Source organism: Sphingomonas montana (genome assembly GCF_001956315.1).
GTDB classification, from domain to species: Bacteria; Pseudomonadota; Alphaproteobacteria; order Sphingomonadales; family Sphingomonadaceae; genus Sphingomonas_R; species Sphingomonas_R montana.
Genome location: NZ_MOLY01000046.1, coordinates 118,164 through 143,830 on the forward strand (window position 1 = coordinate 118,164; position 25,667 = coordinate 143,830).

The 25,667-nt window shown below is 68.5% G+C and carries 23 protein-coding genes; 20 read left to right on the forward strand and 3 right to left on the reverse strand.

Annotated elements, in window-relative coordinates; translation table 11 throughout:
• Window positions 1-11: 11 nt before the first annotated feature.
• The 5 genes from BKY59_RS15645 to BKY59_RS15665 are packed head-to-tail and all read left to right on the forward strand — an operon-like array spanning window position 12 to window position 4,148.
• Window positions 12-1,304 carry a DUF58 domain-containing protein gene (locus BKY59_RS15645; RefSeq protein WP_338056552.1) on the forward strand — a complete coding sequence of 431 codons (1,293 nt, stop codon included), beginning with the start codon at window positions 12-14 and terminating at the stop codon, window positions 1,302-1,304.
• Complete coding sequence (locus tag BKY59_RS15650) at window positions 1,301-2,323, forward strand: stage II sporulation protein M (protein ID WP_240500147.1); 1,023 nt, start codon at window positions 1,301-1,303, stop codon at window positions 2,321-2,323. Before BKY59_RS15645 ends, BKY59_RS15650 begins: the two co-directional genes overlap by 4 nt.
• A complete protein-coding gene (locus tag BKY59_RS15655; RefSeq protein WP_076073083.1) occupies window positions 2,301-3,164 on the forward strand; it encodes an RDD family protein in 864 nt (287 codons plus the stop codon). Before BKY59_RS15650 ends, BKY59_RS15655 begins: the two co-directional genes overlap by 23 nt.
• A 56-nt stretch (window positions 3,165-3,220) precedes the next feature.
• A complete protein-coding gene (locus BKY59_RS15660; protein WP_083672194.1) occupies window positions 3,221-3,757 on the forward strand; it encodes a DUF4166 domain-containing protein in 537 nt (178 codons plus the stop codon).
• A complete protein-coding gene (locus BKY59_RS15665; protein ID WP_076073084.1) occupies window positions 3,750-4,148 on the forward strand; it encodes a thiol-disulfide oxidoreductase DCC family protein in 399 nt (132 codons plus the stop codon). The genes BKY59_RS15660 and BKY59_RS15665 overlap by 8 nt, the downstream gene beginning before the upstream one ends.
• A gap of 15 nt (window positions 4,149-4,163) precedes the next feature.
• Here the strand turns inward: BKY59_RS15665 and BKY59_RS15670 are convergent, their stop codons facing one another.
• The gene (locus tag BKY59_RS15670) at window positions 4,164-5,105 is read right to left on the reverse strand and encodes a 3-keto-disaccharide hydrolase (RefSeq protein WP_076073085.1); all 942 of its coding nucleotides are present in this window, start codon (window positions 5,103-5,105) and stop codon (window positions 4,164-4,166) included.
• Between the two features lie 22 nt (window positions 5,106-5,127).
• Window positions 5,128-6,144, reverse strand: coding sequence for a LacI family DNA-binding transcriptional regulator (locus BKY59_RS15675; protein WP_240500148.1), 1,017 nt, complete (start codon window positions 6,142-6,144; stop codon window positions 5,128-5,130).
• Between the two features lie 141 nt (window positions 6,145-6,285).
• Between BKY59_RS15675 and BKY59_RS15680 the strand changes: the two genes are divergently transcribed.
• The 11 genes from BKY59_RS15680 (at window position 6,286) to BKY59_RS15730 (ending at window position 17,483) form a co-directional block, all read left to right on the forward strand.
• Entirely contained in the window at window positions 6,286-7,521 is a 1,236-nt protein-coding gene (locus tag BKY59_RS15680; protein ID WP_076073317.1) for an MFS transporter, read from the forward strand.
• Window positions 7,518-8,573: a sugar phosphate isomerase/epimerase family protein gene (locus tag BKY59_RS15685; RefSeq protein ID WP_076073086.1), complete on the forward strand. Its 1,056-nt coding sequence runs from the start codon at window positions 7,518-7,520 to the stop codon at window positions 8,571-8,573. The genes BKY59_RS15680 and BKY59_RS15685 overlap by 4 nt, the downstream gene beginning before the upstream one ends.
• Window positions 8,570-9,715: a Gfo/Idh/MocA family protein gene (locus BKY59_RS15690; protein ID WP_076073087.1), complete on the forward strand. Its 1,146-nt coding sequence runs from the start codon at window positions 8,570-8,572 to the stop codon at window positions 9,713-9,715. The genes BKY59_RS15685 and BKY59_RS15690 overlap by 4 nt, the downstream gene beginning before the upstream one ends.
• Window positions 9,712-10,098, forward strand: coding sequence for a c-type cytochrome (locus BKY59_RS15695; protein ID WP_083672196.1), 387 nt, complete (start codon window positions 9,712-9,714; stop codon window positions 10,096-10,098). Before BKY59_RS15690 ends, BKY59_RS15695 begins: the two co-directional genes overlap by 4 nt.
• Window positions 10,095-11,021, forward strand: a complete 927-nt coding sequence (locus BKY59_RS15700; RefSeq protein WP_076073088.1) for a hydroxypyruvate isomerase family protein — start codon at window positions 10,095-10,097, stop codon at window positions 11,019-11,021. Before BKY59_RS15695 ends, BKY59_RS15700 begins: the two co-directional genes overlap by 4 nt.
• 26 nt (window positions 11,022-11,047) lie before the next feature.
• On the forward strand, window positions 11,048-11,851 hold the full coding sequence (locus tag BKY59_RS15705; protein ID WP_240500149.1) for a 3-keto-disaccharide hydrolase: 804 nt from the start codon (window positions 11,048-11,050) through the stop codon (window positions 11,849-11,851).
• Window positions 11,848-12,426: a gluconate 2-dehydrogenase subunit 3 family protein gene (locus BKY59_RS15710; RefSeq protein ID WP_076073090.1), complete on the forward strand. Its 579-nt coding sequence runs from the start codon at window positions 11,848-11,850 to the stop codon at window positions 12,424-12,426. Before BKY59_RS15705 ends, BKY59_RS15710 begins: the two co-directional genes overlap by 4 nt.
• Window positions 12,423-13,256, forward strand: a complete 834-nt coding sequence (locus BKY59_RS15715) for a sugar phosphate isomerase/epimerase family protein (RefSeq protein WP_076073091.1) — start codon at window positions 12,423-12,425, stop codon at window positions 13,254-13,256. Before BKY59_RS15710 ends, BKY59_RS15715 begins: the two co-directional genes overlap by 4 nt.
• Window positions 13,257-13,277: 21 nt before the next feature.
• Complete coding sequence (locus tag BKY59_RS15720; RefSeq protein WP_076073092.1) at window positions 13,278-14,960, forward strand: GMC oxidoreductase; 1,683 nt, start codon at window positions 13,278-13,280, stop codon at window positions 14,958-14,960.
• 173 nt (window positions 14,961-15,133) lie between these two features.
• Window positions 15,134-15,751, forward strand: a complete 618-nt coding sequence (locus BKY59_RS15725) for an OB-fold-containig protein (RefSeq protein WP_076073093.1) — start codon at window positions 15,134-15,136, stop codon at window positions 15,749-15,751.
• Window positions 15,752-15,785: 34 nt separating this feature from the next.
• Entirely contained in the window at window positions 15,786-17,483 is a 1,698-nt protein-coding gene (locus tag BKY59_RS15730) for a flotillin family protein (RefSeq protein ID WP_076073094.1), read from the forward strand.
• 133 nt (window positions 17,484-17,616) lie between these two features.
• Here the strand turns inward: BKY59_RS15730 and BKY59_RS15735 are convergent, their stop codons facing one another.
• Window positions 17,617-18,438: a hypothetical protein gene (locus BKY59_RS15735; RefSeq protein ID WP_076073095.1), complete on the reverse strand. Its 822-nt coding sequence runs from the start codon at window positions 18,436-18,438 to the stop codon at window positions 17,617-17,619.
• A 129-nt stretch (window positions 18,439-18,567) separates the two neighbouring features.
• On the opposite strand from BKY59_RS15735, the gene BKY59_RS15740 reads away from it, so the two are divergent.
• The 4 genes from BKY59_RS15740 to BKY59_RS15755 all read left to right on the forward strand — a co-directional run bounded on the left by BKY59_RS15740 (window position 18,568) and on the right by BKY59_RS15755 (window position 25,666).
• Complete coding sequence (locus BKY59_RS15740; RefSeq protein ID WP_206362094.1) at window positions 18,568-18,993, forward strand: SH3 domain-containing protein; 426 nt, start codon at window positions 18,568-18,570, stop codon at window positions 18,991-18,993.
• Window positions 18,994-19,030: 37 nt separating this feature from the next.
• Window positions 19,031-19,507, forward strand: coding sequence for a hypothetical protein (locus BKY59_RS15745; protein ID WP_076073096.1), 477 nt, complete (start codon window positions 19,031-19,033; stop codon window positions 19,505-19,507).
• A 9-nt stretch (window positions 19,508-19,516) separates the two neighbouring features.
• On the forward strand, window positions 19,517-19,876 hold the full coding sequence (locus BKY59_RS15750) for a hypothetical protein (RefSeq protein ID WP_076073097.1): 360 nt from the start codon (window positions 19,517-19,519) through the stop codon (window positions 19,874-19,876).
• Between the two features lie 75 nt (window positions 19,877-19,951).
• Window positions 19,952-25,666: an alpha-2-macroglobulin family protein gene (locus tag BKY59_RS15755; RefSeq protein ID WP_240500150.1), complete on the forward strand. Its 5,715-nt coding sequence runs from the start codon at window positions 19,952-19,954 to the stop codon at window positions 25,664-25,666.
• The last annotated feature ends 1 nt before the right edge of the window (window position 25,667 follow it).

Here is a 25,667-nt window from a genome sequence, read left to right on the forward strand (position 1 = left end):
ACCCGACCCGCATGGCGGTCGCGACTGCGGCGGTCGGTGCGCCGGTCACGCTGCTTGTGGCGATGATGTTCCCGGCAAGCTGGTATGCGGGATTGGCGTGGCCGCTGGCGGTGCTGCTGCTGACGATTGCCGATGCGGTGCTGAACGCGGGCGAAGCGGGCGCGACGCTGGAATTGCCGCGCTCGGCCGCGGTCGGCGTACCGCTGACCCTGACCGTCGCGGTGACGATCGCCGGGCGGCGGATCGGCAGCGCGGCGCAGCTGGCGCTGTCCGCCGACCCGCTGGTGACGATCGCCGACGACGGAACGCTGGACGTGATGCTGGTGGAAGGTCGCGGCACCGCGGCGGTGTCGATGATCCCGCAACGGCGGGGCACCGCAGTTTTCGACGCTGTCTGGCTGCGGTGGCCCGGGCCGTTCGGCCTGGCGTGGCGACAAGCGCGGATCGACCTGGGGCGCGCATTGCCGATCCTGCCCGATATCGAGACGGTGCGCCGGCAGGGTGCGCAGGTGTTCGAACGCCATGCGGTGCAGGGTCTGCTGGCGCAGGGCGACCGCGGCGACGGCACCGATTTCGAGGCGCTGGTCGAGTTCCGGCCGGGCATGGACCGGCGCAAGATCGACTGGAAGCGATCGAGCCGGCATCACAAACTATATGCCAAGGAATATCGCACCGAACGCAACAGCCAGATCGTGTTCGCGATCGATGCGGGACGGCAGATGTCCGATCCGGTCGGCGGGATCCCACGCATCGACCGCGCGGTGTCGGCCGCGCTGCTGACGGGATGGCTGGCGCTGAAGCTGGGCGACCGCGTCGCGCTGCATGCGTTCGACTCGCGCCCGCGTGTCGCGAGCGGTTTCATCAGCGGGGCGGGGGCCTTTGCCGAACTGCAACATCTGGCGGCCGCCATCGACTATAGCGGCGACGAGACGAACTACAGCTTTGCGCTTGCCACGCTTGCGGCGCGGCTGTCGCGACGGTCGATGATCGTGCTGTTCACTGAAATCACCGATCCGACGTCCGCTGAATTCATGGTGCGGGCCGTTGCCCGGTTGCTGGGAAAACATCTCGTGCTGGTTGTCGTCCTGCGCGACGATGTGCTGGAGACGATCGTCGATCGGGCGCCGGAGCAGGCCGCCGATGTGACACGGGCGGTGACCGCGGCGGCACTGCTGCGTGACCGTCGGCTGGTGCTGCTGCGCCTGCGCCATCTGGGCGTCCACGTCATCGAAAGTGCGCACGACCAGGTCGCCGAGCGGCTGGTCGAAGGCTATGTCGACCTCAAGCGGAGGAGCCTGCTGTGAGCGCGATCGTCGATGCCGCCCGGCCACTGATCAACGCAAGCCGTTTCCGCGCCGCGCACGAGGCGGAATGGATGCGGCTGGAAGCGCTGCTCAAGCAGATCGAGAAACGTTCGGTTCGGGTCCTGTCCGACGACGATCTGCTGGCCTTGCCGCTGCTGTACCGCGCGACATTGTCGTCCCTGTCGGTTGCGCGCGAAACCTCGCTCGACCGCGCGCTGACCGCCTATCTCGAACAATTATGCGCGCGCGCCTATTTCCAGCTCTACGGCGTTTCGGACCTGGCGTGGCGCGATCTGGGTCGGTTCTTCACGCAGGGCTGGCCCGGTGCCGTCGCGTCGCTATGGCGCGAAACGCTGGCCATGGCGTTCCTGACGTTGGCCGGTGCGCTGGCCGCCTATTTCCTGGTCCGGTCCGACCCGACATGGTTCTTCGGCATCATTCCCGAAGGCCTGGCGGGCGGGCGGGATCCGAGCGCGTCGGCTGAGGTGCTGCGTGCCACCTTGTACGGCAAGCAGGAGGACGGACTGGGGATCTTCGCCAGCTTCCTGTTCAATCACAATGCGCAGATCGCGATCTTCGCCTTCGCGCTCGGTTTCGCCTTCGTCGTGCCGACCGCGCTGCTGATCCTGTACAACGGGCTGATGCTGGGGGCGATGGTGGCCGTGTTCGCCGACAAGGGGCTGGGCCTCAACTTCGGTGCCTGGCTGGCGATCCACGGCACCACCGAACTGTTCGCGATCATGATCGCGGGTGCGGCGGGCACGCGCATCGGCACGGCGATCGCCTTTCCCGGCCGGCAGGAGCGGATGGCGGCGGTCGTCGCGGCGGGCCGCCCGGCCGCGATCGCCATTGCCGGCGTCGTCCTGATGCTCGCGGTCGCGGCGGTCCTCGAAGGCATCGGGCGGCAGGTGGTGACGAGCGATGCGGCGCGGGGAACGATCGGGATGGCGATGCTGGTGGCATGGCTGCTCTATTATTACGGGATCGGGAGGCGTCATGCGAACCGATCGCGCGACTAGGGCGGCCGCCACGTTACGGCGCGGTTTCGTGACCCCCGAGGGCGTCGACCTGCAGCTTGAGTTGGGCGGGGCGGGCACGCGTGCGGCGGCGTTCCTGATCGACGTCATCCTGATGCTGCTGCTGCTGGTCGCGGCAACGATCGCGCTCTTCGCGATCGATCAGGCCCTGCGGGCCGAGATCGCCGGCATCCTGTGGCTGATCGGCGCCTTCATCCTGCGCAACGGCTGGTTCGTGCTGTTCGAGATCGGTGGACGCGGGGCGACACCGGGCAAGCGGCTGATGGGGCTTCGCGTCGTCGCGCGCGATGGCGTGCGGCTGACGGCAGGGGCGGTCCTGGCACGGAACGCGATGCGCGAAATCGAGGTGTTCCTGCCCCTGTCCTTTCTCGGCGCGCAGACGGCGACTGGGACTGCGGACGCGTTCCTGACAATCTTCGCGTTACTGTGGAGCGGCATTTTCCTGCTTTTTCCGCTGTTCAACCGGGACCGGTTGCGGATCGGCGATATCGTGGCGGGGACATGGGTGGTGCAGACCGCGAACCGCACATTGTCCGCCGACATGGCCTCGGATGCCGAGCGGGTCCGCCGCGTGTTTCCGGAAGCCGCGCTGACGCTGTACGGCATCTACGAGCTGCAGACGCTGGAAGACGTGATCCGTGGCGGCGATCCGGCCGCGCAATCGGCGGTTGCGACGATGATCCGTCGCAAGACCGGTCTGGCGGACGATGCGGACGATGCGGCGTTCCTGTCCGATTATTATCTGGCGCTGTGCGTGCGGCTGGAAAGCGGGCTGCTGGTCGGCCGTCGTCGCCTCGACAAGTTCGGGACAGTCGAACAATAGAATGTTCCGGCGTCGCGGTCATCGTCTGGCGGATGGTGGCCCAACCCGGAGTTTGCGTGGTAACCCCATCGTTGTTCCGCCGCCTGCTCGGCCCTGCGATCGACGCGATGGCGCCAGCGCTGCGCGCCGTCCATGATAGCGACGCGGACCAGATCCTGTCCGGCTTCGCCACGATCGAAGCCAGCCGCGATCCGGTCGCGCGGCTGTTGTGCCGGGTGATGCGGCTGCCGGCCCCGGGTTCGGACGTGCCGGTCACCGTGCGGTTCGCGCGGCGCGGCGGGATCGAGCATTGGCACCGGACCTTCGGCGACCGGCATTACAACAGCACGCTGCACGCCCGGCGGGGCCTGCTCGTCGAGCGAATGGGGCCGGCGACCAACGTCTTCCACATATCGGTCGTCGCGGGCGCGCTGCATCTGGATCTGATCGGTTTCCGCTTTCTCGGCATACCGTTGCCGCGGCATATGAGGCCGGCCTGCAACGCGGTCGAGCGGGACCGCGACGGGGCGTTCACTTTCGATATTCCGGTCGGCCTGCCGGGTCTTGGCCGGGTCATCCACTATTGCGGTCGACTGGAGACGATCCATGACTGAGCATCCGATCATCCTGTTCGATGCCGAGTGCGTGCTGTGTTCGGCCAATGCGCAGTTCGTCCTGACATATGATCGCGCACGACGTTTCCGGCTGGCGGCCATGCAGGGTCCGGTTGGTGCGGACATTTCGCGCCGCCATGGGATCGATCCCGCGAACCCCGCTACGATACTCGTCGTCCAGGGCGGCCACGCGCTGCGCGACAGCGACGCCGTGATCGCAATCTATGCCGGCCTGGGCTGGCCGTGGCGGCTTGCCGGGATCGCGCGGCTGATACCACGGGCCCTGCGCGATCCCGCCTATCGTTGGGTGGCGCGGAACCGCTACCGGTTCTTCGGCAAGCGTACGACGTGCTGGATGCCGCGACCGGAGGATGCCGATCGCGTTCTGTAACGCTTCGGAATCCGGTCAGTCCTTCGCGATGACGATCTTCGGTAGGCTGGCAATGGGTTCGATGGTCATTGCCCGGAACCACGTCTCGGCGCCTTCCGACTGAAGCTGGATCTGTCCGTGCGTCAGTGGGCGTCGCGTTCCGTCTGGGGCGATGGTCGCGATATCCGTGACCGCCGCGACCGGTATGCCGTTCACGACATGCACGGCCCGATCGCCCAGCACGTAGAGATCGAGCGTATTCCATTGTCCGATCGGCCGTTCGGCGTCGGTGGCGGCCTCGACATTCCAGGTCGGGGTGCCGTTGACCATGTCGACCGGTCGTCCGCCGACGCGGAAACGGAGATGCGGCGCGATGATCGTAGGGTCGGACGTGACGGTCGTCCGGCCACGCACCTTGCCGCCGACGACGACGGCCATGCCGGTCGAACCCTTCATAATCTCGAATTCCAGTGATGGTTGCCATGTCCCGAACACGTCGCCCGGCGTGCCGTGCGTATGGTAGAGCAGGCCGTTGTTTGGGGGCTGCCGATCGCGCGGTGCCCAGGTCCTGGCACCCCATTTATACTGGAGCCGCAGATGGTAGTTGCCGAGGTCGGCCCGGTGGACGAGGCTGCCCCAGGTTTCGCCCTTGATCCAGATCGCCGGCCCGCCGTCGACCCGACGGACCGCGAAGTCGCCGGTCCTGCTCCGCGGCGCACCGATCGGCTTGCTGCCGGGATTGCCCTGATAGGTCACCGCCGGATCGGCGTAACCGAGCCACGGCCGCCAGTCGTCCAGCGTACGGCCGTCGAACAGCGTCATCGTCTTGCCGGTGGCCCGCGGCAGATCGGTCAGGACAAGTCGCTGACGGGCGGTAGCCGGTTCGCCGCCTATGGCCCGTGCCTGTTCGATCGAACTTTGTGCCAGGGCCGCTACGGGCAGGACGCAGACGGCAAGGAACGCCCGATATCCGAACATGACAATCTCTCCCTGAATATCGTTAACTGCGGTCCGGGGCCGCGGTGCTGTGTCTTACCACGAGTTCGTGACGGAGCGTGACCTGCTTCCGGGGACCGTCGATGCCGCGCAGGACATCGACGAGCAGTTCCACCGCGCGGCGGCCGATCATGCCCTTGGGTTGCGCGATGGTCGTGAGCGGAGGCTGGAAATAGCGGGCGAGCGGCAGGTCGTCGAAGCCGATGACCGAAACGTCCCGCGGGCAGGACAGGCCCGCGTCGCCGATCGCGCTGAGTGCGCCCATCGCCATCTCGTCGCTGAAACAGAAGATCGCCGTCACGTTGCAGGCCAGCAGTTCGCGGGTCGGGGCGACCGCCGAGCCGGCGGAATAGTCGCCGACCCGGACATGCAGGCCGTCGCGGAGGCCCGCACGGTGCGCGGCGTCGATCGCGCCGGCCAGGCGGTCGCGGCTGATCGGGCTGATCCCGGTGCCGGTGACGATGCCGATCGTGCGGTGGCCGAGCGCGATCAAATGGTCGATCGCATCGGCACCCGCGGCGGCATTGTCGATATGCACGCTGGGAACGCCGAGATCGGGGCTGTATTCGCAGCCGTTGACGATCGGGGCGGCGGCACCCTTGCGCGCCAGCAGCGGCCCAAGACTGGCGGGCAGGCGATGGCCGAGGAAGATCAGGCCGTCGACCTCGCGGCGCGACAGCATGTCGGCATATTGATCCTCGACCTCCGGATCGTGCCGCGTGTCGCCGACGACGACGGCGTAACCGGTGTCGCGCGCGGCTTCTTCCGCACCGCGGATGACGCTGGCGAAGAACGTGTTGGAGATGTCGGGTACGGTCAGCAGGATCTTGGCGGCGCGCAACGTCCGCAGGCTGCGCGCGGCGACGTTGGGGGTGTAGCCGGAAGACCGGACGATTTCGAGCACGTGCCGGCGGGTTTCGGCGGATACCTGTTCGGGACGGCTAAGCACGCGCGAGACGGTCGCGGTGGAGACGCCGGCCATCGCGGCCACTTCGATGATCGTCGGCATGCGCGTCGTCATGGATCCGGCCGTTCGCCCTGTCGATATCTATCCGATGTAATCCTTTACATGCGTTTCGTCTTTCCATAGCTTTCGCGTCGACAAGCAGTAAAACTGCGATCGGAGAGGTGGCGAATGGCCGTTGCAGACACTGCACCCCACGTGACGGCCGTGCCCCGGGCCGACGGCCTGCTGACCGGTCGCCTGAGCGTGATGATGTTCATGCAGTTCTTCGTCTGGGGCGCCTGGACGGTCACGCTCGGCCTCGTCATGCAGACGGTGGGTATCGGCTCTCTGATCGGCAATGCGTTTTCGGTCGGGCCGATCGCGTCGATCGTCGGGTCGTTCCTGCTCGGCATGGCGGCGGCGCGCTATGTCAGCCCGCGGATGCTGATGGTGATCCTGCACCTGATCGGCGGCGTGATCCTGTTCGTGCTGCCGTCGTTCATCACGCCCGCGGCCGGCAACGACTTCGTCTGGCTGCTGCTGTGCTACATGATCCTGTACATGCCGACGGTCGGCCTCGCGAACACGATCGCGCTGAAGAGCTTCGGTGAGCGGACCGACAAATTCCCGTTCGTCCGCGCGTTCGGGACGCTCGGCTGGATCACCGCGGGCCTCATCATCGGCTGGGCGGGCCTGTCCGCAAGCCCGGAGATCTTCCGCGTCGCGGCGGTCGTCTCGATCGCGCTGGGACTCTACAGTATCACGCTGCCGAACGTCACCGCGGACGCGCCGCGCGACGAGAGCGTGATGCGGCAGGTGTTCTGCGTCGAGGCGTTCGGACTGCTCCGGCAGCGCTCGTTCCTGATCTTCATGACCTGCGCGACGCTGATCTCGATCCCGCTGGCGATGTATTATGCCTATGCCTCGCCCTATATCGGCGCGGCGGGCATCAGCAATGTCGGGGGCACGCTGGCGATCGGTCAGATGTCCGAGCTGCTGTTCATGTTCTCGATGCCATGGCTGTACCGCCGGTTCGGGGTGAAGCCGCTGCTGCTGGTCGGCATGGCCGCCTGGGCGGTGCGTTATGTGCTGTTCGCGATCGGCGACGGCGGGTCGTCTCTGTGGGCGGTGTATCTCGGCGTCGCGCTGCATGGCGTCTGTTACGACTTCTTCTTCGTCGCCGGCGCGATCTACACCGGCACGATCGCGACGCCCAAGGGGGTGAACGCGCAGGCGCAGGGGATGCTGACGCTGTTCACCTACGGCGTCGGCATGTTGCTGGGGTCGCAGATCGGGGCGCTGCTCTATGCGCAGCTGCCCGCCGCGCCGACCATCGCCGACTGGCAGCATATGTGGTGGTATCCCGCCATCGCCGCCGCGGTGATCGCACTGCTCTTCCAGATCACCTTTCGTGACGACACGAAGGTCGCGACGCGGGAGTTCGCGGCATGAAGGGGCCGGGAATATTCCTTGCGCAGTTCATGGGAGATCAGGCCCCGTTCGATACGCTCGACGGACTGGCCGAATGGGCCGCCGGGCTTGGCTATGTCGGGGTTCAGGTCCCATGCAGCGCGCAGTTGTTCGACCTGAAGCGCGCCGCGGAGAGCAAGGCCTATTGTGATGACCTGCGTGGCAGGCTTGCACGGCACGGGGTCGAGGTCACCGAACTGTCGACGCATCTGCAGGGGCAGCTGGTGGCGGTCCACCCGGCATATGACACGCTGTTCGACGGGTTCGCCCCGGCCGAACTGCATGGCAAGCCTGTCGAACGGCAGGCCTGGGCGGTCGAGCAGGTCAAGCTGGCGGCGAAGGCGAGCGCCAATCTCGGCCTTTCCGCGCATGCGACCTTCTCGGGTGCGCTGTCCTGGCCCTATGTCTATCCGTGGCCGCAGCGCCCGGCCGGGTTGATCGAGGAAGCCTTTGCCGAACTCGGCCGTCGCTGGACGCCGATCCTGGACGTGTTCGCGGAAGCGGGCGTCGATTGCGCGTTCGAGGTGCATCCGGGCGAGGACGTCCATGACGGTGCCAGCTGGGAGCGGTTCCTGTCGGCGGTCGACAATCATCCGGCCGCGCGCGTCCTGTTCGATCCGTCGCATTTCGTGTTGCAGCAGCTCGACTATCTCGACTTCATCGACCGCTATCACGACCGGATCTCTTGCTTCCACGTGAAGGATGCCGAGTTCAATTCGACCGGGCGATCGGGCGTGTACGGCGGCTACGAGAACTGGATCGACCGCGCTGGGCGGTTCCGCTCGCCGGGCGACGGGCAGGTCGATTTCGGCGCGATCTTCAGCAAACTCGCGCAATATGGCTATGAGGGCTGGGCGGTGCTCGAATGGGAATGCGCGCTCAAGCGGGCCGAGGACGGCGCCCGCGAGGGCGCGCCGTTCATTCGCGACCACATCATCCGCCGGACAGAACGTGCGTTCGACGACTTTGCCGCCAGCGGGATCGACCGTGCCGCGATCCGCGCGCTGCTCGGGCTGGCCGGGGAGCGACCATGACGCGGTTGCGGCTCGGCATGGTCGGCGGCGGGGAGGGCGCATTCATCGGTGCGGTCCACCGGATGGCGGCGGCGCTCGACGGCGACTGGGACCTGGTGGCGGGCGCGTTCAGCACCGATGACGGACGCAATGCGCGGACCGGCACGTTGCTCGGGCTGGATGGCTCGCGGGTCTATCCGTCGATCGAAGCCCTCATCGCGCGGGAACGCGCCTTGCCCGCGGACGACCGGATCGACGCGCTCACGATCGTAACGCCGAACCACCTGCATGCGCCGATGGCGATCGCCGCGCTGGACGCTGGTTTCCATGTGTTCTGCGAAAAGCCGATGGCGATGAGCGTGGTCGAGGCCGAGGCAATCGCGGCCGCCGCCAAGGCGAGCGGTCGCCGGTTCGCGCTGGCGTTCACATATAGCGGCTATCCACTGATCGAGGAGGCGCGCGCGCGGGTCGCGCGCGGGGATTTCGGCGCGATTCGGCTGGTGCAGGTCGAATATCTGCAAGGGTGGCTAAGCCGACCGATCGACGTCGACGGCAACCGGCAGGCGGAATGGCGCACCGATCCCGCCCGCGCCGGGCTTGGCGGGTGTCTCGGCGACATCGGCACGCACGCGTTCCAGCTTGCCGAGCTTGTTTCCGGCCTGTCCGTAGAGTCCGTCTCGGCGGATCTCGCGGCGCATGTCGAGGGCCGCCGGCTCGACGACGATGTCAGCGCGCTGCTGCGGTTCACGGGCGGTGCGCGCGGCGTGCTTAAGGCGAGCCAGGTCGCGGCGGGCGAGGAGAACGGGCTCCGGCTGCGTATCCACGGAGAACGCGGCGGGCTGGACTGGGCGCAGATGGAGCCGAACATGCTGACGCTGCGCTGGCTCGACCGGCCGGCAGAGCTTTTGCGGACCGGCGGTCCCGGGCTGCACGACGGCGCGGCGGCGCTGACACGGACCCCGGCGGGGCATCCCGAAGGCTATATCGAGGCGTTCGCCAACCTGTACCGCGCGTTCGCAGCGGCGATCCGCGGCGAGGGCCACGACCGCCGGTTTCCGGGCGTGGTCGACGGACTGCGGACGATGCGGTTCATCGAGGCGGTGATCGCCAACGCCGGGTCTGACCGGAAATGGACGGCACTGGATTCGGGAGACTCGGAATGAAGCTGCTCATCGCCCTCGTCGCGGGAGGTGTCGCGACGGTTGCGGCGCTTACGACCCCAGCGCCCACCACCGCGCAATCGACCGCGGCCGCGCCGCCGGCGTTCGCAGGCTGCCGCGGTTGCCACACCGTGGTGAAGGGGGGGCGCAACGGCATCGGGCCGAACCTGTACGGCGTGGCCGGCCGCGCCGCCGCGGCCGCGCCCGGCTTCAACTATTCCGCTGCCTTGAAGGCGTCGAAGCTGCGCTGGGACGACAAGACGCTGAACGAATATCTGGCCGCGCCGTCGAAGAAGGTGCCGGGGACGCGCATGCCGATCGCGACGCCCGATGCCGCCAAGCGTGCGACGATCATCGCCTATCTGAAGTCGGAGGGCGCGCAATGATCGCGACGCGCAGAACGCTTTCGCGCCGGACCTTGCTTGCCGCGGGCGCGGCGGCCGCGCTGGTGCCCGCCGGGATCGCGGCCCAACGGCGGGGCGGGAACGCCGCGCGCTTTGCACTCGGCTACGCGCCGCACGAGGGCAGCTTCGCCAGCCGCGGCGGCCTGATCGAACAGATCGCCTATGCCGCGGATCAGGGCTTTACCGCCTGGGAGGATAATGAAGCCGCCGCGCGACCGGTGGCGCAGCAGGAGCAGATGGCCAGGGCGCTAGCGCAGCGCGGCATGACGATGGGCGTGTTCGTGGCGAGCATGCCGCAATGGGCGAAGTCGCGGCCGTTGCTCGGTGCGACCGACGGCGCGGAGCGCGAGGCGTTCCTGGCCGATATCCGGGCCGCGATCGATGTCGCCAAGCGGCTGAATGCGAAGCGGATGACGGTGGTCACCGGGTTTATGGACCCGAAGGTGCCGCTCGATATCCAGACCGCGCGCGTGATCGACGTGATGCGCCGCGCGGGCGACATCGTTGCGCCGTCGGGCGTGGCGATGGTGATGGAACCGCTCAACACGCGGACCAACCATCCGGGCGTCTACATGCAGACGATCGCGCAAGGTTATGCCGTCGCGCGCGGGGCCAACAGCCCGGCGGTGAAGGTGCTTGCCGATCTGTATCATGAGCAGATCCAGTCGGGGAACCTGATCCCGACGCTGGCGACGTGCTGGAACGAGATCGGCTATATTCAGTTCGGCGACAATCCGGGCCGCAAGGAGCCGACGACGGGCGAGGTCAACTTCGTGTCGGTGGTGAAGTGGCTGAAGGCACAACGCTACACCGGCGTGATCGGGATGGAGCATGGCAATTCGATCGTGGGGCGGGCGGGCGAGGACCGCCTGATTGCCGCGTACCGCGCGATCGATGCGGCATGAGGGGGACGGGCACAAAGAGCCGTCTGATGGCGGCCGTCGTTGTGGCGGTGGCCGCACCGGTCGCGGCGCAGGAGAAACCGGGCTTCAGGGATACGCCGATGCTGCCGGGCAGCCAGTGGCGGGTCCATGATGCGGACCGGCCCGCGCCGGGCGTGGTTGCGCCGGCGGCCATTCCCGGCGGCCCGCCCGCCGACGCGGTCGTGCTGTTCGACGGGCGTTCGCTCGACGCGTGGAAACCGGATCGCAGCGCGTGGCCGATCGAAAACGGCGTGCTGACGGTCCCGTCGCGCGCGACGAGCGGTGGCGAGAACAACCTCGTGTCGAAACGAAGCTTCGGCGACCTGCAGCTGCACCTCGAATTCCGATCGCCCACCCCGCCGACGAAAAGCTCTCAGGATCGCGGCAACAGCGGCATCTGGTTCATGCAGCGCTATGAGGTGCAGATCCTCGATGGATCGCAGAACCCGACCTACGCCGATGGCACGGTGGGTGCGGTCTATGGCTGGAAGCCGCCGCTGGTGAATGCCGCGCGGCGTCCGGGCGAATGGCAGACCTACGACATCATATTCGAGCGACCGCGCTTTGCCGCCGACGGGGCGCTGCGCCGTCCGGCCTATGTCACGGCGCTGCTGAACGGCGTGCTTGTCCAGAACCATCAGGCGATGCTCGGTACGACCATCTGGCGCAAGGTGGCCCGCTATACCGCGCACGGCGATGCCGCGCCGATCCAGCTTCAAGATCATGATTCGCCGGTGTCGTTCCGCAATATCTGGGTCCGTCCGCTGCCCGCGGCCGCGATCGCGCAGGACCTTGGGAGGGGCGGCAGATGATTGATCGCAGAACGGCACTGGCCGGCGTCGCCGGCATGTTCGGCAGCGCCCTGTTCGCGCCGATCGCGCGCGCCGCCGGTATCGTGCCGGTGGGCGGCATGCCCGGCGTACCTGTCATCAGCGAAGGCGCGCCGACCGTCGCGGTCTTCACGCCTGCTCAGCGCGCGCTGATGACCGCGCTCAGCGAACGCGTCCTGCCGACCACCGATACCCCGGGGGCGATCGCCGCAGGTGTGCCGGGCTATATTGAGAAGCTGCTTGCCGACTGGGCCGCGCCGGCCGACCGGGTCCCGATCCTAGCCGGGCTCGACGCGATCGAGGCGCGCAGCCTGGCGGATTACGGGGTTTCCGGCGCGCGGGCGACCGCGGCGCAGCAGGATGCGCTGCTGACGCTCGCGATGAACGACACGATCGCATCGGGCGGCGTCTTCTTCGAAGCGTTCCGGCAGATGGTCGTCACCGGCTATTACACGTCGGAAATCGGCATGACGCAGGAGCGCGAATATCTGCCGGTGCCGGGCGAGTATGACGGTGCCTTCCCGTATTCCAAGGTCAACAAGGTGTATTCCGCATGATCCTGAACCGTAGAACCCTGCTCGCCGGATCGGGCGCGGTCGCCGCACTCGCCTTCGCGCCGCCCGCCTCCGCCGCGCAGTTGAAAGCGATCGGCCTGCAACTCTACACGGTGCGCGACCTGTTCGCGAAGGACCCGGCCGGTACGCTCGAGCGGGTCGCGAAGATCGGCTACCGCGAGGTCGAATATGGCGGTGGCGGCTATGACGGCATGGACCACGCGATGCTGCGCAGGACGATGGACCGGCTGCGCCTGACCGCGCCGTCGATCCATATCGGCTATGACGCGCTGCTTCAGCGGTTCGACCAGTCGGTGGCGATGGCCAGAACGCTCGGCGCCACCACGATCGTACTGCCGTACATGACCGAAGAGCATCGCAACGAAGCGGCCTGGACCGCGGCCCTGCGGAACATCAACCGGTTCGCCGCCGATCTGAAGAAGGCCGGGCTGGGTTTTGCGTACCACAATCATGATTTCGAATTCACGACCAGGCCGGGCGGGACCAGCCTGTACGAGCGGCTGCTGAAGCAAACCGACCCCGCGCTCGTGAAGCTGGAACTCGATCTCTACTGGGCGGTGCATGCGGGCGAGGATCTGGCGACCCTGATCGGGCGGTTGTCGCAGCGGCTCTACGCCTATCACGTCAAGGACATGCGGCCCGACCGCAGCATGGCGGCGGTCGGCAACGGCACGATCGATTTCGCCACGCTGTTCAAGCTGAAGGGCAGCGGCGGCGTGCGGCATTTCTATGTCGAGAACGACCAGGCGCCCGCGCCCTATCTGCCCGATATCACCACGAGTTTCCGGACACTCCGCGCGCTGCGCTTCTGACCGATACCGGAGGGAGAACATATGGCTTCGACCAACAGGTTCGATGCGATCGTCATCGGATCGGGCGTCAGCGGCGGCTTCGCTGCGAAGGAACTGACCGAAAAGGGCCTCCGCGTCCTGATGCTCGACCGGGGCAAGATGGTCGAGCACGGTGAAGGCTACACCTATGACGGCAGGCCCGCCTATGAGGTGCCGGCGCGCAACGTCATGCCCAAGCCGTTGCTGGAGAGCGATTATTTCATCGCCAAGCACGGCTATGTCTCGCCCAGCAACCGGGAATTCTACAATGACGACCGGCTGAACCCCTATGCCTATGACGAGGGCAGCAAATTCTACTGGATCCGCCCCGCGGCGGTCGGCGGCAAGTCCATCATCTGGGGTCGCTGGTGCTTCCGCTGGAGCCCGGAGGATTTCGAGGCGAACAAGCGCGACGGGATCGATGGCGACTGGCCGATCCGGTATGACGACGTCGCGCCGTGGTACAGCTATGTCGAGAAATATATCGGCGTGTCGGGTTCACGCGAGAATCTGGCCTATCTGCCGGACAGCGAGTTCCAGCCGCCGATGCCGATGAACGTCGCGGAAAAGTGGCTGAAGCAGAATCTGGAGGTCAAGTTTCCCGGCCGAAAGCTTATCAATACCCGACTGTCGAACATGACCGAGGACAAGCCGGACCAGAACCGGACGAAATGCCAGTACCGGAACCAGTGCAGCAACGGCTGTTCGTTCGGCGCCTATTTCTCGACGCAGGCGGTGACGTTGCCGGCGGCACGCGCGACCGGCCGGCTGACGCTGAAGTCGGACGCGGTCGTCACCAACCTGAACTACGACGCCACGCGCAAGCGCGTCACCGGCGTCCGCTATGTCGATGCCAAGACCGGACGGGCCGAAACGGTCGAAGCCGATCTCGTCTTCCTCTGCGCCTCGTCGATCGCGTCGACGCAGATCCTGCTGAACTCGCGCGCGCCGGGCAGCGACCGCAGCTATTTTGACGAGAGCGGAACGCTCGGACGCTATGTCATGGATCACATCTTCCGCGTCGGGATCGAGGGAAATATCCCGGGGATGGACGAGTTCATCGAATATGGCCGGCGTCCGGGCGGCGTCTATATCCCGCGCTTCCGCAACATCGGCGGCGACGAGGGTGTCGGTTTCAAGCGCGGCTATGGCTATCAGGGCAGCGCACGGCGCGATCCGGCCGCACCGGTCGGGTTCGGTGCGTCGATGAAGCAGGGTATGCGCAGATATGCACCGTGGAAGTTCAGCATGGGCGCGTTCGGCGAATGCCTGCCCTACGTCGACAACCACGTGTCGCTGCATCAGGACAAGGTCGATCGGTTCGGGATGCCGCTCGTCCGCTTCGACGTGCGGTTCCGCGACAACGAGTTGCGGATGATGGCCGATGCCAGGGCGCAGGGCGAGGCGATGTTGAACGCCGCCGGCCTGACCAACGTCAAGAGCACGGAACGCGAGCATGTTCCCGGCGACGCGATCCACGAGATGGGCGGCGCGCGCATGGGCAGCGATCCGGCCAAGTCGGTGCTGAACGCATGGAGCCAGGCGCACGCGGCCGCCAATCTCTACGTCACGGACGGTGCGCAGATGGCGTCGGCGTCCTGCGTGAACCCGTCGCTGACCTTCATGGCGCTGACCGCGCGCGCGGCGGATCATGCCGTGCGGCAGATGAAGGGTGCCAAGGCCTAGCGGGATCATTCCGGTCATAGACGACAAGATGGGCAATGTTCTTACCGCCCCCTTCCGTTCGGCGGCTGGATCGATCGTTCATGGCGGCATCGCTCGCAACAATCAGTATTCGGGACGCCCGGGTCGGTTCGGTTCTGCCTGACACCAGTTGAACCGCATGATAGATCCTTGTCATGTTCGCGCAGTTCCTGACCCCGTCCTACCTGCCCTTCGCGATCGCGTTCGTGGTGATGATCGGCATCGGTCTGATCGAGGCGGTCGGGCTGGGGCTGGGACAGGTCGATCTCGACGTCGACATGGGGGCCGACGGCGACGGCGGGATGCTCGACTGGCTGGGGCTGGGCGACGAACTGCCGATCCTGATCTGGCTGACGTCGCTGCTCGGCTGTTTCACGCTGGTCGGCGTGGCGATCCAGCAGACGGCGACCGCGATCGGCGGCGCGCCGCTGCACTGGGGGGCGGCGATGGGCGGCGCGTTCGTCGCGGGCGGCCTTCTGAACACGCTGGCCGCCAATGGTCTGGCGCGCGTGATGCCAGGGTATGAGTCGACAGTCATATCGACCGACGACCTGCTGCAGTATCGCGGGACGATCCTGGAGGGCACCGCGCGGCGCGGATCGCCGGCGCGCGCCAAGATCATCGATCGGCACGGCCAGGCCCATTTCGTCATGGTCGAACCGCATGACGATGGCGGTGCGATCCGATCGGGTGAGACGGCACTGCTGGTCCGCCGCGAAGGCACGCTGTTCTACGCGTTGCCGGATGAGAACATGTTTCTGCAATCGATCTGATCCATGATCGTTCGATCAACGGGGGAGACCACGGGTGCCTGCATCGTTTCTGAACGTCCTGATCTATGCCGGTGTGATCCTGTTCGCGCTGGTCGTGATCGGGCTGATCCTGACCCGGCTGTACCGCCGCGCGACGAAGGACGTGGCGCTGATCCGCACCGGTTTCGGGGGGGAGAAGGTCGTGCTGAACGGCGGGATTATGGTGATCCCGGTGCTGCACGAACTGATGCAGGTCCGGCTGACCACGGTGAAGCTGGAGGTGTCGCGCCTGAACAAGGACGCGCTCATCACGCTGGACAAGCTGCGCGTCGACGTCGTCGGGTTGTTCCACATCAAGGTGAAACCCGACGCCCAGTCGATCGCCGCCGCCGCGCAGACGCTGGGTGATTCGGTCAACAGCGGCGACGCGGTGAAGTCGCTGCTGGACGGCAAGCTGGTGTCGGCGCTGCGTTCGGTCGCGGCGACGATGACGATGGAGCATCTGCACGCCAACCGCGCCGATTTCATCCAGAAGGTGCAGGAGGCGCTGATGACCGACCTGGACATGAACGGGTTCCAGCTGGAATCGGTCAGCATCACGCATTTCGACCAGACGGCGTTCGAACATTTCAACGAAAATAACGCGTTCGACGCCGAAGGGCTGACCGTGCTGACCCGCACGATCGAGGAGCGCAAGAAGATCCGCAACGACATCGTCGCGACGAACCGCGTCGCGATCGAGCAGCGCAACCTGGCCGCGAACAATGAGTCGCTCGGCATCGCGCAGGCCGCCGAACAGGCGCGGCTGACGCAGGAACAGACGCTGGCCGCCAAGCGCGCGGAACAGGCGACCGCGATCGCGACCGCGGAGGCCGAGCAGACCCGGCTGGCCGAGATCGCGCGGATCACCGCCGATCAGGCAAAGACGGTGGCGCAGACCGAGGCGGACAAGGTGATCCAGACCGCGACCATTGCGCGCGACGGGGCGATCCAGACCGCGACGATCGAGCGCGACCGGACGATCGAGATCGCCCGCATCACCACGGCCGTGCAGACCGCGCAAAAGTCCGAGGAGGAATCGACCGCGACGGCGGCGGCGAACGAGGCGCGCGCGCTGGCGGTGCGGGCCGAGGAAAGCGTCGCGACCGCCAAGGCGACCGAGATCGCGAACCGCAACAAGAATGTCGCGGTCATCGCCGCGACGCAGCGTGCGCAGGAGGAAGCGGTCGGCATCACCGTCGCCGCATCCGCCGAGAAGGAGGCGGCCGAGGCGCGCGCCAGCGCGCTGCGCGTCGAGGCGACCGCGGAGGCCGATGCCGAGATGGCCCGCGCCGCGGGACGCGAGGCCGCGTTCAAGGTAGATGCCGCGGGGCAGGCATCGCTGAACGAGGCGACCAACCTGCTGAACGAGGGGCAGACCGCCTTGCTGGTGCGCAAGGCGATGCTGGCGGCGCTGCCCGCGATCATCGCGGCGGCGAGCAAGCCGATGGAGAATATCGACCGGATCAGCATCCTGGATGCGCGCGGGCTGCACGGCGACGGCGGCAGCGGGAGCGGTGCGCCCGACGGCGGGCAGGGCAACCTGGCCGACGCCGCGGTGGCGGCGGCGATGCGCTACCGTGTCGGCGGGCCGCTGATCGACGGGCTGATGGCGGACCTGGGCATGGGGGGCGGATCGCTGAACGCGATGCTGGCGGGTTCGGGTGATGGCGACGCGTCTTCGGTACGGGGCCGGCCGGTCGACGGCGACTGATCCAGGCGCGTTCGGGTTTCGCCCCGGACAGGGACGTTGCCGCAGGCGTGTGTGGCGGCGGCAGGCGGTTGGCCGGCAGGTTTGACGGGGGACCCGATGCGTGGGTTTACGGCGCCGGATGGCGCGCGGGAGATCAGTTGAAGAGGCGGCCGATCCGGTTGAGCAGCGATCCGCCGGTGTCGCGCCGATCCGCCAGGGGGGCGTCCGGCATATGCATGGGAGGCGTGTCCGGGAAATGCAGGGCGTAATATTCCCCTTCCCGCTCGCCCGGGTTGGCGGCAAAATCAAGATAGGATGCGCGGCAATGCGGGCAGCGGAACGGGTTGAGATAGGCGAAGCGCGTCCCGTCGGGGGCGGGCGGCAGGGCCGTTTCCAGCGTGGCGAGCAGGACCGGATCTGGCGGCGCGAGCGGCACGGGCGCGCCGGCGACCCGTCCGTCGACCAGCAATGTGTATGTGCCGGACGCGGAGTAGAAATAGGCCTGTTCCGCAAATCCGGCATGGATGGAGCGAACGAGGAACGTCCGGTGGCAGGCGTCGCACGCGCAGGACAGCAGGACCGTGCCGGGCGTCACGATGCCGCGGAAATGCAGGCCGCGCGCGAACAGGCCATGGCCGGCCAGGTCCGGGACGTTCGCCGCGCCGGCGAGGAAGAACGGCTGGAACCGGACGCCGACCTCGCCTTCGCCGAGCGGAGCCCCCGCCGCATGCGTTTCCGTGTGGACGATCACCGCATCCGCCTGGCACCCGAAACCGGCATGGACGCGCACGCTGAGATGGAGCCAGCCGGTCGCGGCGGGAAGCGAATGGGCGTGCACGCGGCCCGCCGCATCCTCGAACTCCACGGTGACCGGTCCGTCGACGCGCACCTGCGGCACGATCTCGCACGGAAGCTGGTCGGCATGCAGGGTCGCGACCTGCTCGCCGTCGATCCGCAGTTTCAGAATGACCGTCATTCCGTCTGTTCCCTTGTCCGTGTTCCGAGTGCCAAAGTCTCGATTGACGACGCCGAACATTCTCGTAGGTGCGGCGGCGACGTCGGATCAAGCCCTTCGAAGCGTGGTTCGCGGCGCGGCGCGGGAACGATGCGGGACCGGTTCGGGCGGACGGTCATGATCCTGGTGCTGTCGCTTGCGCCGTCGCTGGTGGCCGCGCCGCTGGCGGCAGCGATCGCGGCGCCGGCCGTGCCGGTCCGCTATGGTGGCGATGCGGCGCGCGACGCCTGCGATACGCTGGCCACGGTCACGGGGCTCGACCCGAGGGGGGACAATTACCTGTCCGTCCGCAGCGGTCCGGGCGGCGCGGCCTACCGCGAGCAGGACCACCTGCGCGGCGGGCAGCAGGTCTGGATATGCGAGGAGAGGGGCGTCTGGCTGGGCATCGTCTATCGCCGATCGACGACGGGCGCGGACTGCGGCGTCGGCATGCCGCGGCGGCGGGCCGGCCCGTATCGCGGGCCATGCCGGGCCGGTTGGGTTCACAGCCGCTATGTCCGCACGATCGCCGGATGATCCGGCGGCGATCCAGCGACCGTCCCGGCCGGGTCGCATGAAACGCCCCGCAAAGCACGGAACGATCGCGGAGCGCGTGCGGGCCGTGCCGGCGCGCAACTGGCTGGTCGGCCTGGCTTGCGGCCTGGTCGGGCTTGCCATCACGATCGGCGCGCTGTGGCGGTTGGTCCGCTTCGTCCGGACGACGGCGGCCGGCATGCGGGTGGTGGAGACGGACAGCAGCGTCTTCGCAGGGCCGTTCTACGGGCTGATCCCGCTGATCGGGGTCGCCATCGCGCTTGTCCACCTCTGCCTGCCGGCCCGCACGCCGGCGTGGGACAGGCGCATGGGATCGGCGTTGCTGCTGTCCCTCTTCGTGGCGGTGGCGTTGTCGGCGACAGGTCCGCTGCTGGTGGATCGCTGGATGGAACAGCGCGGCTATCGTGCCTGTTCGCGGGATCAGGGCATCCGCGTGACCTTTGTCGTGTGGCTGCGGAACAGCCGGGGGGCAACCTGCCCGCCGGTGGTGGAGTAGCGGAGCGTGGTGGCGCGGCGGCAGGTCGTCCTGATCGTATCAGGCATGCTGGCGGGCCTTACCGCGGGCCTGCCGCTCGGCGTGCATCTGGGCGGCGGCAGCTGGATGTACGCCCGCGAAGTATCGCCGGACGGGACCATGGCGGTGCAGTTCTATCGCCCGGCGCGGTGGCGGCGCTTGCCCGACATGCGGCTGGAACTGGCGAGTTTCGTGCGGCTGGCGTCGTTGCCCGACGACGAGACGCTGGGCGTGAGCCCAGTCGTGAACCTGGATGGCAACGGCAATGTCCGGTGGCAGCGGGACGGCGTGCAGGTGGGCATGAACATCGTCTGCCGGCGGTCGGGCGGATGTCGGTACGTGCCGAACTGAGCGGTCCGCGCGGCGGCGGGCTGGACGCGACAGGCGTGCCGTTGCATGATCCGCGCGGGGCATGGGGGATATACAGTGCGCCGATTGGTCGCGTTCGTGGTTGCAGCAGTTCTGGCGACCGCGGTCGCGGCAGGCTTCGGCGATACGCAGCCGGCCGTGACGCTGGCCGTGCCGGGCACCGCGGGTGGATCGATCGATCGTTTCACGATGCGTTTTTCCACCGCGATGGTGCCGCTTTCGGGTGGGCCGGCGCCGTTTGCGGTCGCCTGTCCCGTGCCGGGCGACGGTCGCTGGGTGGATCCGGCAACCTTCGTCTGGGCATTTGCGCGGCCGCTTCCGGGTGGAACCCTTTGCCGCGCGACGTTGCGCGAGGGGCTGAAAGATGCCGCCGGCCGCACGGTCGACCGGGCGCGGGAATTCCCGATCGATGCGGGCGGGCCGTCGGCGCGCGCCGTGCTGGCCGGCAACGATAGCGCGATCGACGAGGACCAGACGTTCTTCGTCGCGGTGAACGGCGCGGTCGACCGCGCGTCCGTGGCGACGGGGGCCTATTGCGCCGTCAGCGGGATCGGCGAACGGATCCCGGTCGATCTGCTGCCGCCGCAGACCGTGTCGCGCGTGCTGACGGACCCGCAGCTGGCGACGTGGACCTACGAATTTCTGGACGGGGCGGGGTTGCCCGATCCGTTGCCGGCGCAGGCGGGCGCGCGGGCGGCGGCGTTGCGCGACGTGGTGGCCCTGAAATGCCGCCGGCCGTTGCCGCCGGGGCGCGACATGGCGCTGGTATGGGGTGGGTCGATCCGGTCGCCCGAGGGGCGGCTGGCCGGCGTCGACCGACGGTTCGATTTCACGGTGCGGGCGGCGTTCACCGCCCGGCTGAGCTGTTCGCGTGTCAATGCCGCGGCGGGATGCAGCCCGGTCGAGCCGGTGACGGTGGCGTTTTCCGCGCCCGTGCCGCGCGATCGCGCGCTGGCCGTGCGGATGGAGATCGGCGGGCGGCAGATCGCGCCGACCGCGGACGGCAACGGCCGTGTCGAAACGCTGACGTTCGCGGCACCGCTGCCGGGCGATACCACCGCGCGGCTGCTGATACCGCGCGACCTGCGCGACGAAAGCGGCCGGGCGTTGAGCAATGCCCGGCGGTTTCCGCTGGACGTCGCGATCGCGCCGCCGCCGCCGCTGGTGAAGTTCGCCGCATCGTTCGGCGTGCTGGAAGCCGCCGAAGGGGGAATCCTGCCCGTCACGGTCCGCGCGGTCGAACCGTCGCTGGGGCAGGCGACGAAGGCGGTGCCCGGCGGGATCGCGCGGATCGACGGCGACGATCGCGCGATCGCCGACTGGACGCGGCGCGTGGCCAAGGCGCAGGCGAGCGATATCCGCGAGGAAGCGCGCGGCCGCACGACGGTGACCGTCAACCGGACGGGAGACCGGCCGCTGCTGGCCGGTACGCCGGGCGTGCGCCGGACCACGCTCACGCTGCCCGGAGGTGGGCGGGCGTTCGAGGTGGTCGGCATCCCGCTGGAGAAGAAGGGCTTCTACGTCGTCGAACTGGCCAGCCCGTTACTGGGCCGCGCGCTGCTGGGCCGGCCGGCGACGCGCTACGTCACCGCCGCCGCACTGGTCACCGACATGGCGGTGCATTTCAAATGGGGGCGGGGTGGATCGCTGGTCTGGGTGACCGCGCTCGGCACCGGCAAACCGGTCGGCGGTGCCGCGGTGCGCGTGACCGACAGTTGTTCGGGACGGATGCTGGCGGGCGGCACCACCGATGCCACCGGCCGGCTGGTGATGCGCGGCGCGTTGCCCGATCCGTCGACGGCGACCGAATGCGCGACCGGGGCGGGCGATACGCCGCCGCTGATGGTGTCGGCGCGCACGGGGGGCGATTTCGCCTTCGTGCTGACCGGGTGGGGCGAGGGGATCCGGCCCTATGATTTCGACCTGCCCTACGGCTATTCCTCGTCCGATCCGATCTTCCACATCCTGTTCGACCGGATGCTGGTCCGCGGGGGCGAGACGGTGCGGATGAAGCATCTGGTCCGGATGCCGGTCGCCACCGGGTTTCGCCCGGTCGGACCGCTGCAGGGCACGCTGGTGATCCAGCATTCGGGGTCGGACGCCAGTTTCCGCCAACCGGTGACGATCGGTCGCGACGGCATCGGCGAAAGCGCCTGGACGCCGCCGGTGAGCGCGCCGACCGGCACGTACTCGCTGATGATCGAACGGCCGGACGGGACGATCCTGCGATCGGACAAGACCGTCGTGGTCGATGGATATCGCATCCCCACGATGCGCGCGACGGTCAGCGGGCCAAAGGCGCCCAGCCTGCGGCCGAAGCGGATGGTGGTGGATCTGTTCGCCGGCTACCTGTCCGGCGGCGGGGCGCGGGGTGCGCCGGTGCGGCTGCGCACGGCGTTCGCGCCATTGTCCGATATTCCGGCGGGCTGGGACGACTGGACCTTCGGGGGCAGCGTGCCGCAGGAAGGCACCGTGCCGATGGACGACGACGGCGGCGAGATCGGCCGGGCGGCATTGCCCAACGTATCGACCGTGCCGCTGACACTGGGGGCGAACGGCGCGTTGCGGACAATGGTGGACCTGCCGGACCTGCCGGACGGCGCGCAGCTGACACTGGAGATGGATTATGACGATGCGGACGGCGAGACGCTGACCGCCAGCCGCAGGATCCCGATCTATCCCGCCGCGATCCGGCTGGGGATCCGCCCCGATGGCTGGTTGCAGCGTGCGTCCGAACTGAAGCTGAAGGTCGCGGCACTCGACCTGGACGGCAAGCCGGTCGCCGGGCAGCGTGTCGCCATCGCGCTGTACACGCGCGAGATCCTGTCCGCGCGCCGCCGGCTGATCGGCGGGTTCTACACGTATGACAACAGCGCGCGGACCACGCGGATCGGCGCGACGTGCAGCGCCACGACCGATGCTCAGGGGCTGGCCACCTGCACTGTCGATCCCGGTGTTTCGGGCGAGGTGATCGCGGTCGCGACCACGCCGGACGGCAAAGGCAATGTCGCGCGCGCGGTGACGTCGACCTGGCTGGTGGGGGCGGACGAATGGTGGTTCGGCGGCGACAATGGCGACCGGATGGACATCCAGCCGGATGCCCGGTCCTACCGCGCCGGCGATACCGCGCATGTGCAGGTGCGGATGCCGTTCCGATCGGCGACCGCGCTGGTGACGGTCGAGCGCGAAGGCGTGCTGTCGTCGTTCGTCACGACATTGTCGGGCAAGAACCCGGTGGTCGCGGTGCCGCTGCCCGGCAGCTATGCACCCAATGTCTATATCTCGGTCATGGCGGTGCGGGGGCGGATCGGCGGCTGGCGGTTGTGGCTGGCGGACTTTGCGCGGCGCTGGAACCTGCCGTTCTTCGGTCGGGAAGGCGCCTATCCCACCGCGCTGGTCGATCTGGCCAAGCCGTCGTTCCGGATCGGGATCGCGAAGGTTTCGGTCGGCTGGGACACGCACCGGCTGGACGTCGCGGTGCGTGCGACGCGGTCGCGCTACGCCGTGCGCGAGACCGCCGAGGCGGTGGTGCAGGTGCGCGGGCCGGGCGGCCGGGTGCCGCCATCGGCCGAGATCGCGTTCGCGGCGGTGGACGAAGGCCTGCTGCAGCTCGCGCCTAACGACAGTTGGGACGTGCTGTCGGCGATGATGGCGGAACGGCCGCTGGCGGTGCTGACGTCCACCGCGCAGATGCAGGTGGTGGGCAAGCGCCATTATGGCCGCAAGGCGGTGGCCAGCGGCGGCGGTGGTGGTGGCGGCGACCTGTCTTCGCTGACCCGTTCCGATTTCCGGCCGGTGCTGCTGTGGCGCGGGCGGGTGCGGCTGGACGCGCAGGGCCGGGCGCGGATCGCGGTGCCGCTGGCGGACGCGCTGTCCTCCTATCGGCTGGTGGCGATCGCGACCGCGGGCGGGCAGTTGTTCGGCAGCGGCAGCACCACGATCCGCACGGCTCAGGACCTGACCGTCTATCCCGGGCTGCCGCCGCTGGTCCGGTCGGGCGACCGGTTCGCGGCGACCTTCACGCTGCGCAACGGCAGCGACCATGCGATGCGGGTGACCGCACGGGTGGCGGTCGATCCGGTGTTCGCGCGCGGGGCGCCGTTGACGGTGACCGTCCCGGCGGGCGGGGCCGTGCCGGTCCGCTGGTGGATCACCGCGCCGGCCGGGATGGACCGCGTCCGCTGGACCGTCAGCGCGCAGGAGGAGCGCGGCCCCGCGACCGACCGGGTCACGGTGGACGAACGGATCGTGCCCGCGGTGCCCGATGCGGTGGTGGCGGCGACGATCGTGCGGATCGGCGCATCGCCGCCGGTGCCGATCGCGATGCCGGCGGGGGCGCTCCCCGGCCGGGGCGGCGTCGACGTGGCGTTGGCCGCCACGCCGATGGCGTCGATGGACGGGGTGCGCGCCTATATGCGGACCTATCCGTGGGATTGTTTCGAGCAGCGGCTGTCGCGCGCCGTGGTGCTGGGCGACCGGGCCGGGTGGGCGCGGCTGGCAGGCGACCTGTCCGGCTATGTCGCCGGCGACGGGCTGCTGCGCTATTTCCCGGATCAGGGTGCGTCGGGATCGGTCGCGCTGACCGCCTATGCGCTGTCGATCACCGCGGAGGCAGGCTTTGCCTGGCCGGCGGATGTGCAGGGGCGGCTGATCGGCGCGCTGCGGCAGGTGGTGGACGGCCGGATCGCCGAGGGTGGCGCGGCACCTGCCGATCGCCGGCTGCTGCGACTGGCTGCGCTGGCCGCGCTCGCCCGCAACGGGGCGGCCGATGCGGGCATGGTCGGGCAGGTGGCGATCCCGCTGGCCGACATGCCGACCGGCGCGCTGGCGGAATGGATGGTGACGCTGGACCGCGTGGCCGGCACCGACCCTGCGGCGAAGGCGGCGGCGCAGGCGATGCTGCGGACGCGCATCGATTATCAGGGGGTCCGGATGGACCTGACCGACAGCGCGCGGGCGGCGTGGTGGATGATGGAGAGCGCCGACGAGATGGCGGTGAAGACGTTGCTGGCGGTGATCGGCAGGCCGGGCTGGCAGGGTGATGCGCCGCGCATGGCGATCGGCGTGGCGATGCGCCAGCGGGCGGGCCATTGGGATACGACACCGGCCAACGCGTGGGGCACGATCGCGGCGGGCCGCTTCGCGCAGGTCTATCCCGCCGCACCGGCGGGCATCGTCCGCGCAAGTCTGGGCGCGCAGACGGTGACGCAGGGGTGGCCGACGCCCGCCGCTGCGCCGCCGCTGCGCCTGACCTTGCCCGCGCGGACCACACCGCTGCTGCTGGCGCACGGTGCCTCGCCCGGGCCGTGGGCAACGGTATCGCTGCGGGCGGCCGTGCCGCTGTCGGGTCCACGCTTTGCGGGGTACCGCATCGCGCGGCAGGTGGCGTTCGTCGAGCGACGCGTGCCCGGCCGTTTGAGCCGCGGCGACGTGCTGCGCATCCGGCTGACGGTCGACGCGTCGGTCGATCGCAGCTGGGTGGTGGTCGAGGATCCGATCCCGGCGGGCGCGTCGATCGTCGGCGGGCGGGCGAACCAGTCGGCGGTGCTGGGTGGCGGGACGGGTGACGGCGGCGCATCCTATGTGGAACGCGGGCAGGATGCGTGGCGCGGCTTCTTCGGCTGGATGCCGCGGGGCCGGACGACAACGGAATATGTGGTGCGGATGAACGCGGTCGGCCGGTTCCAGCTGCCGCCGACGCGGGTGCAGGCGATGTATTCGCCCGAGATCCACGGCGCGGTGCCCAACGGCGCGGTGACGGTGACACCCTGAT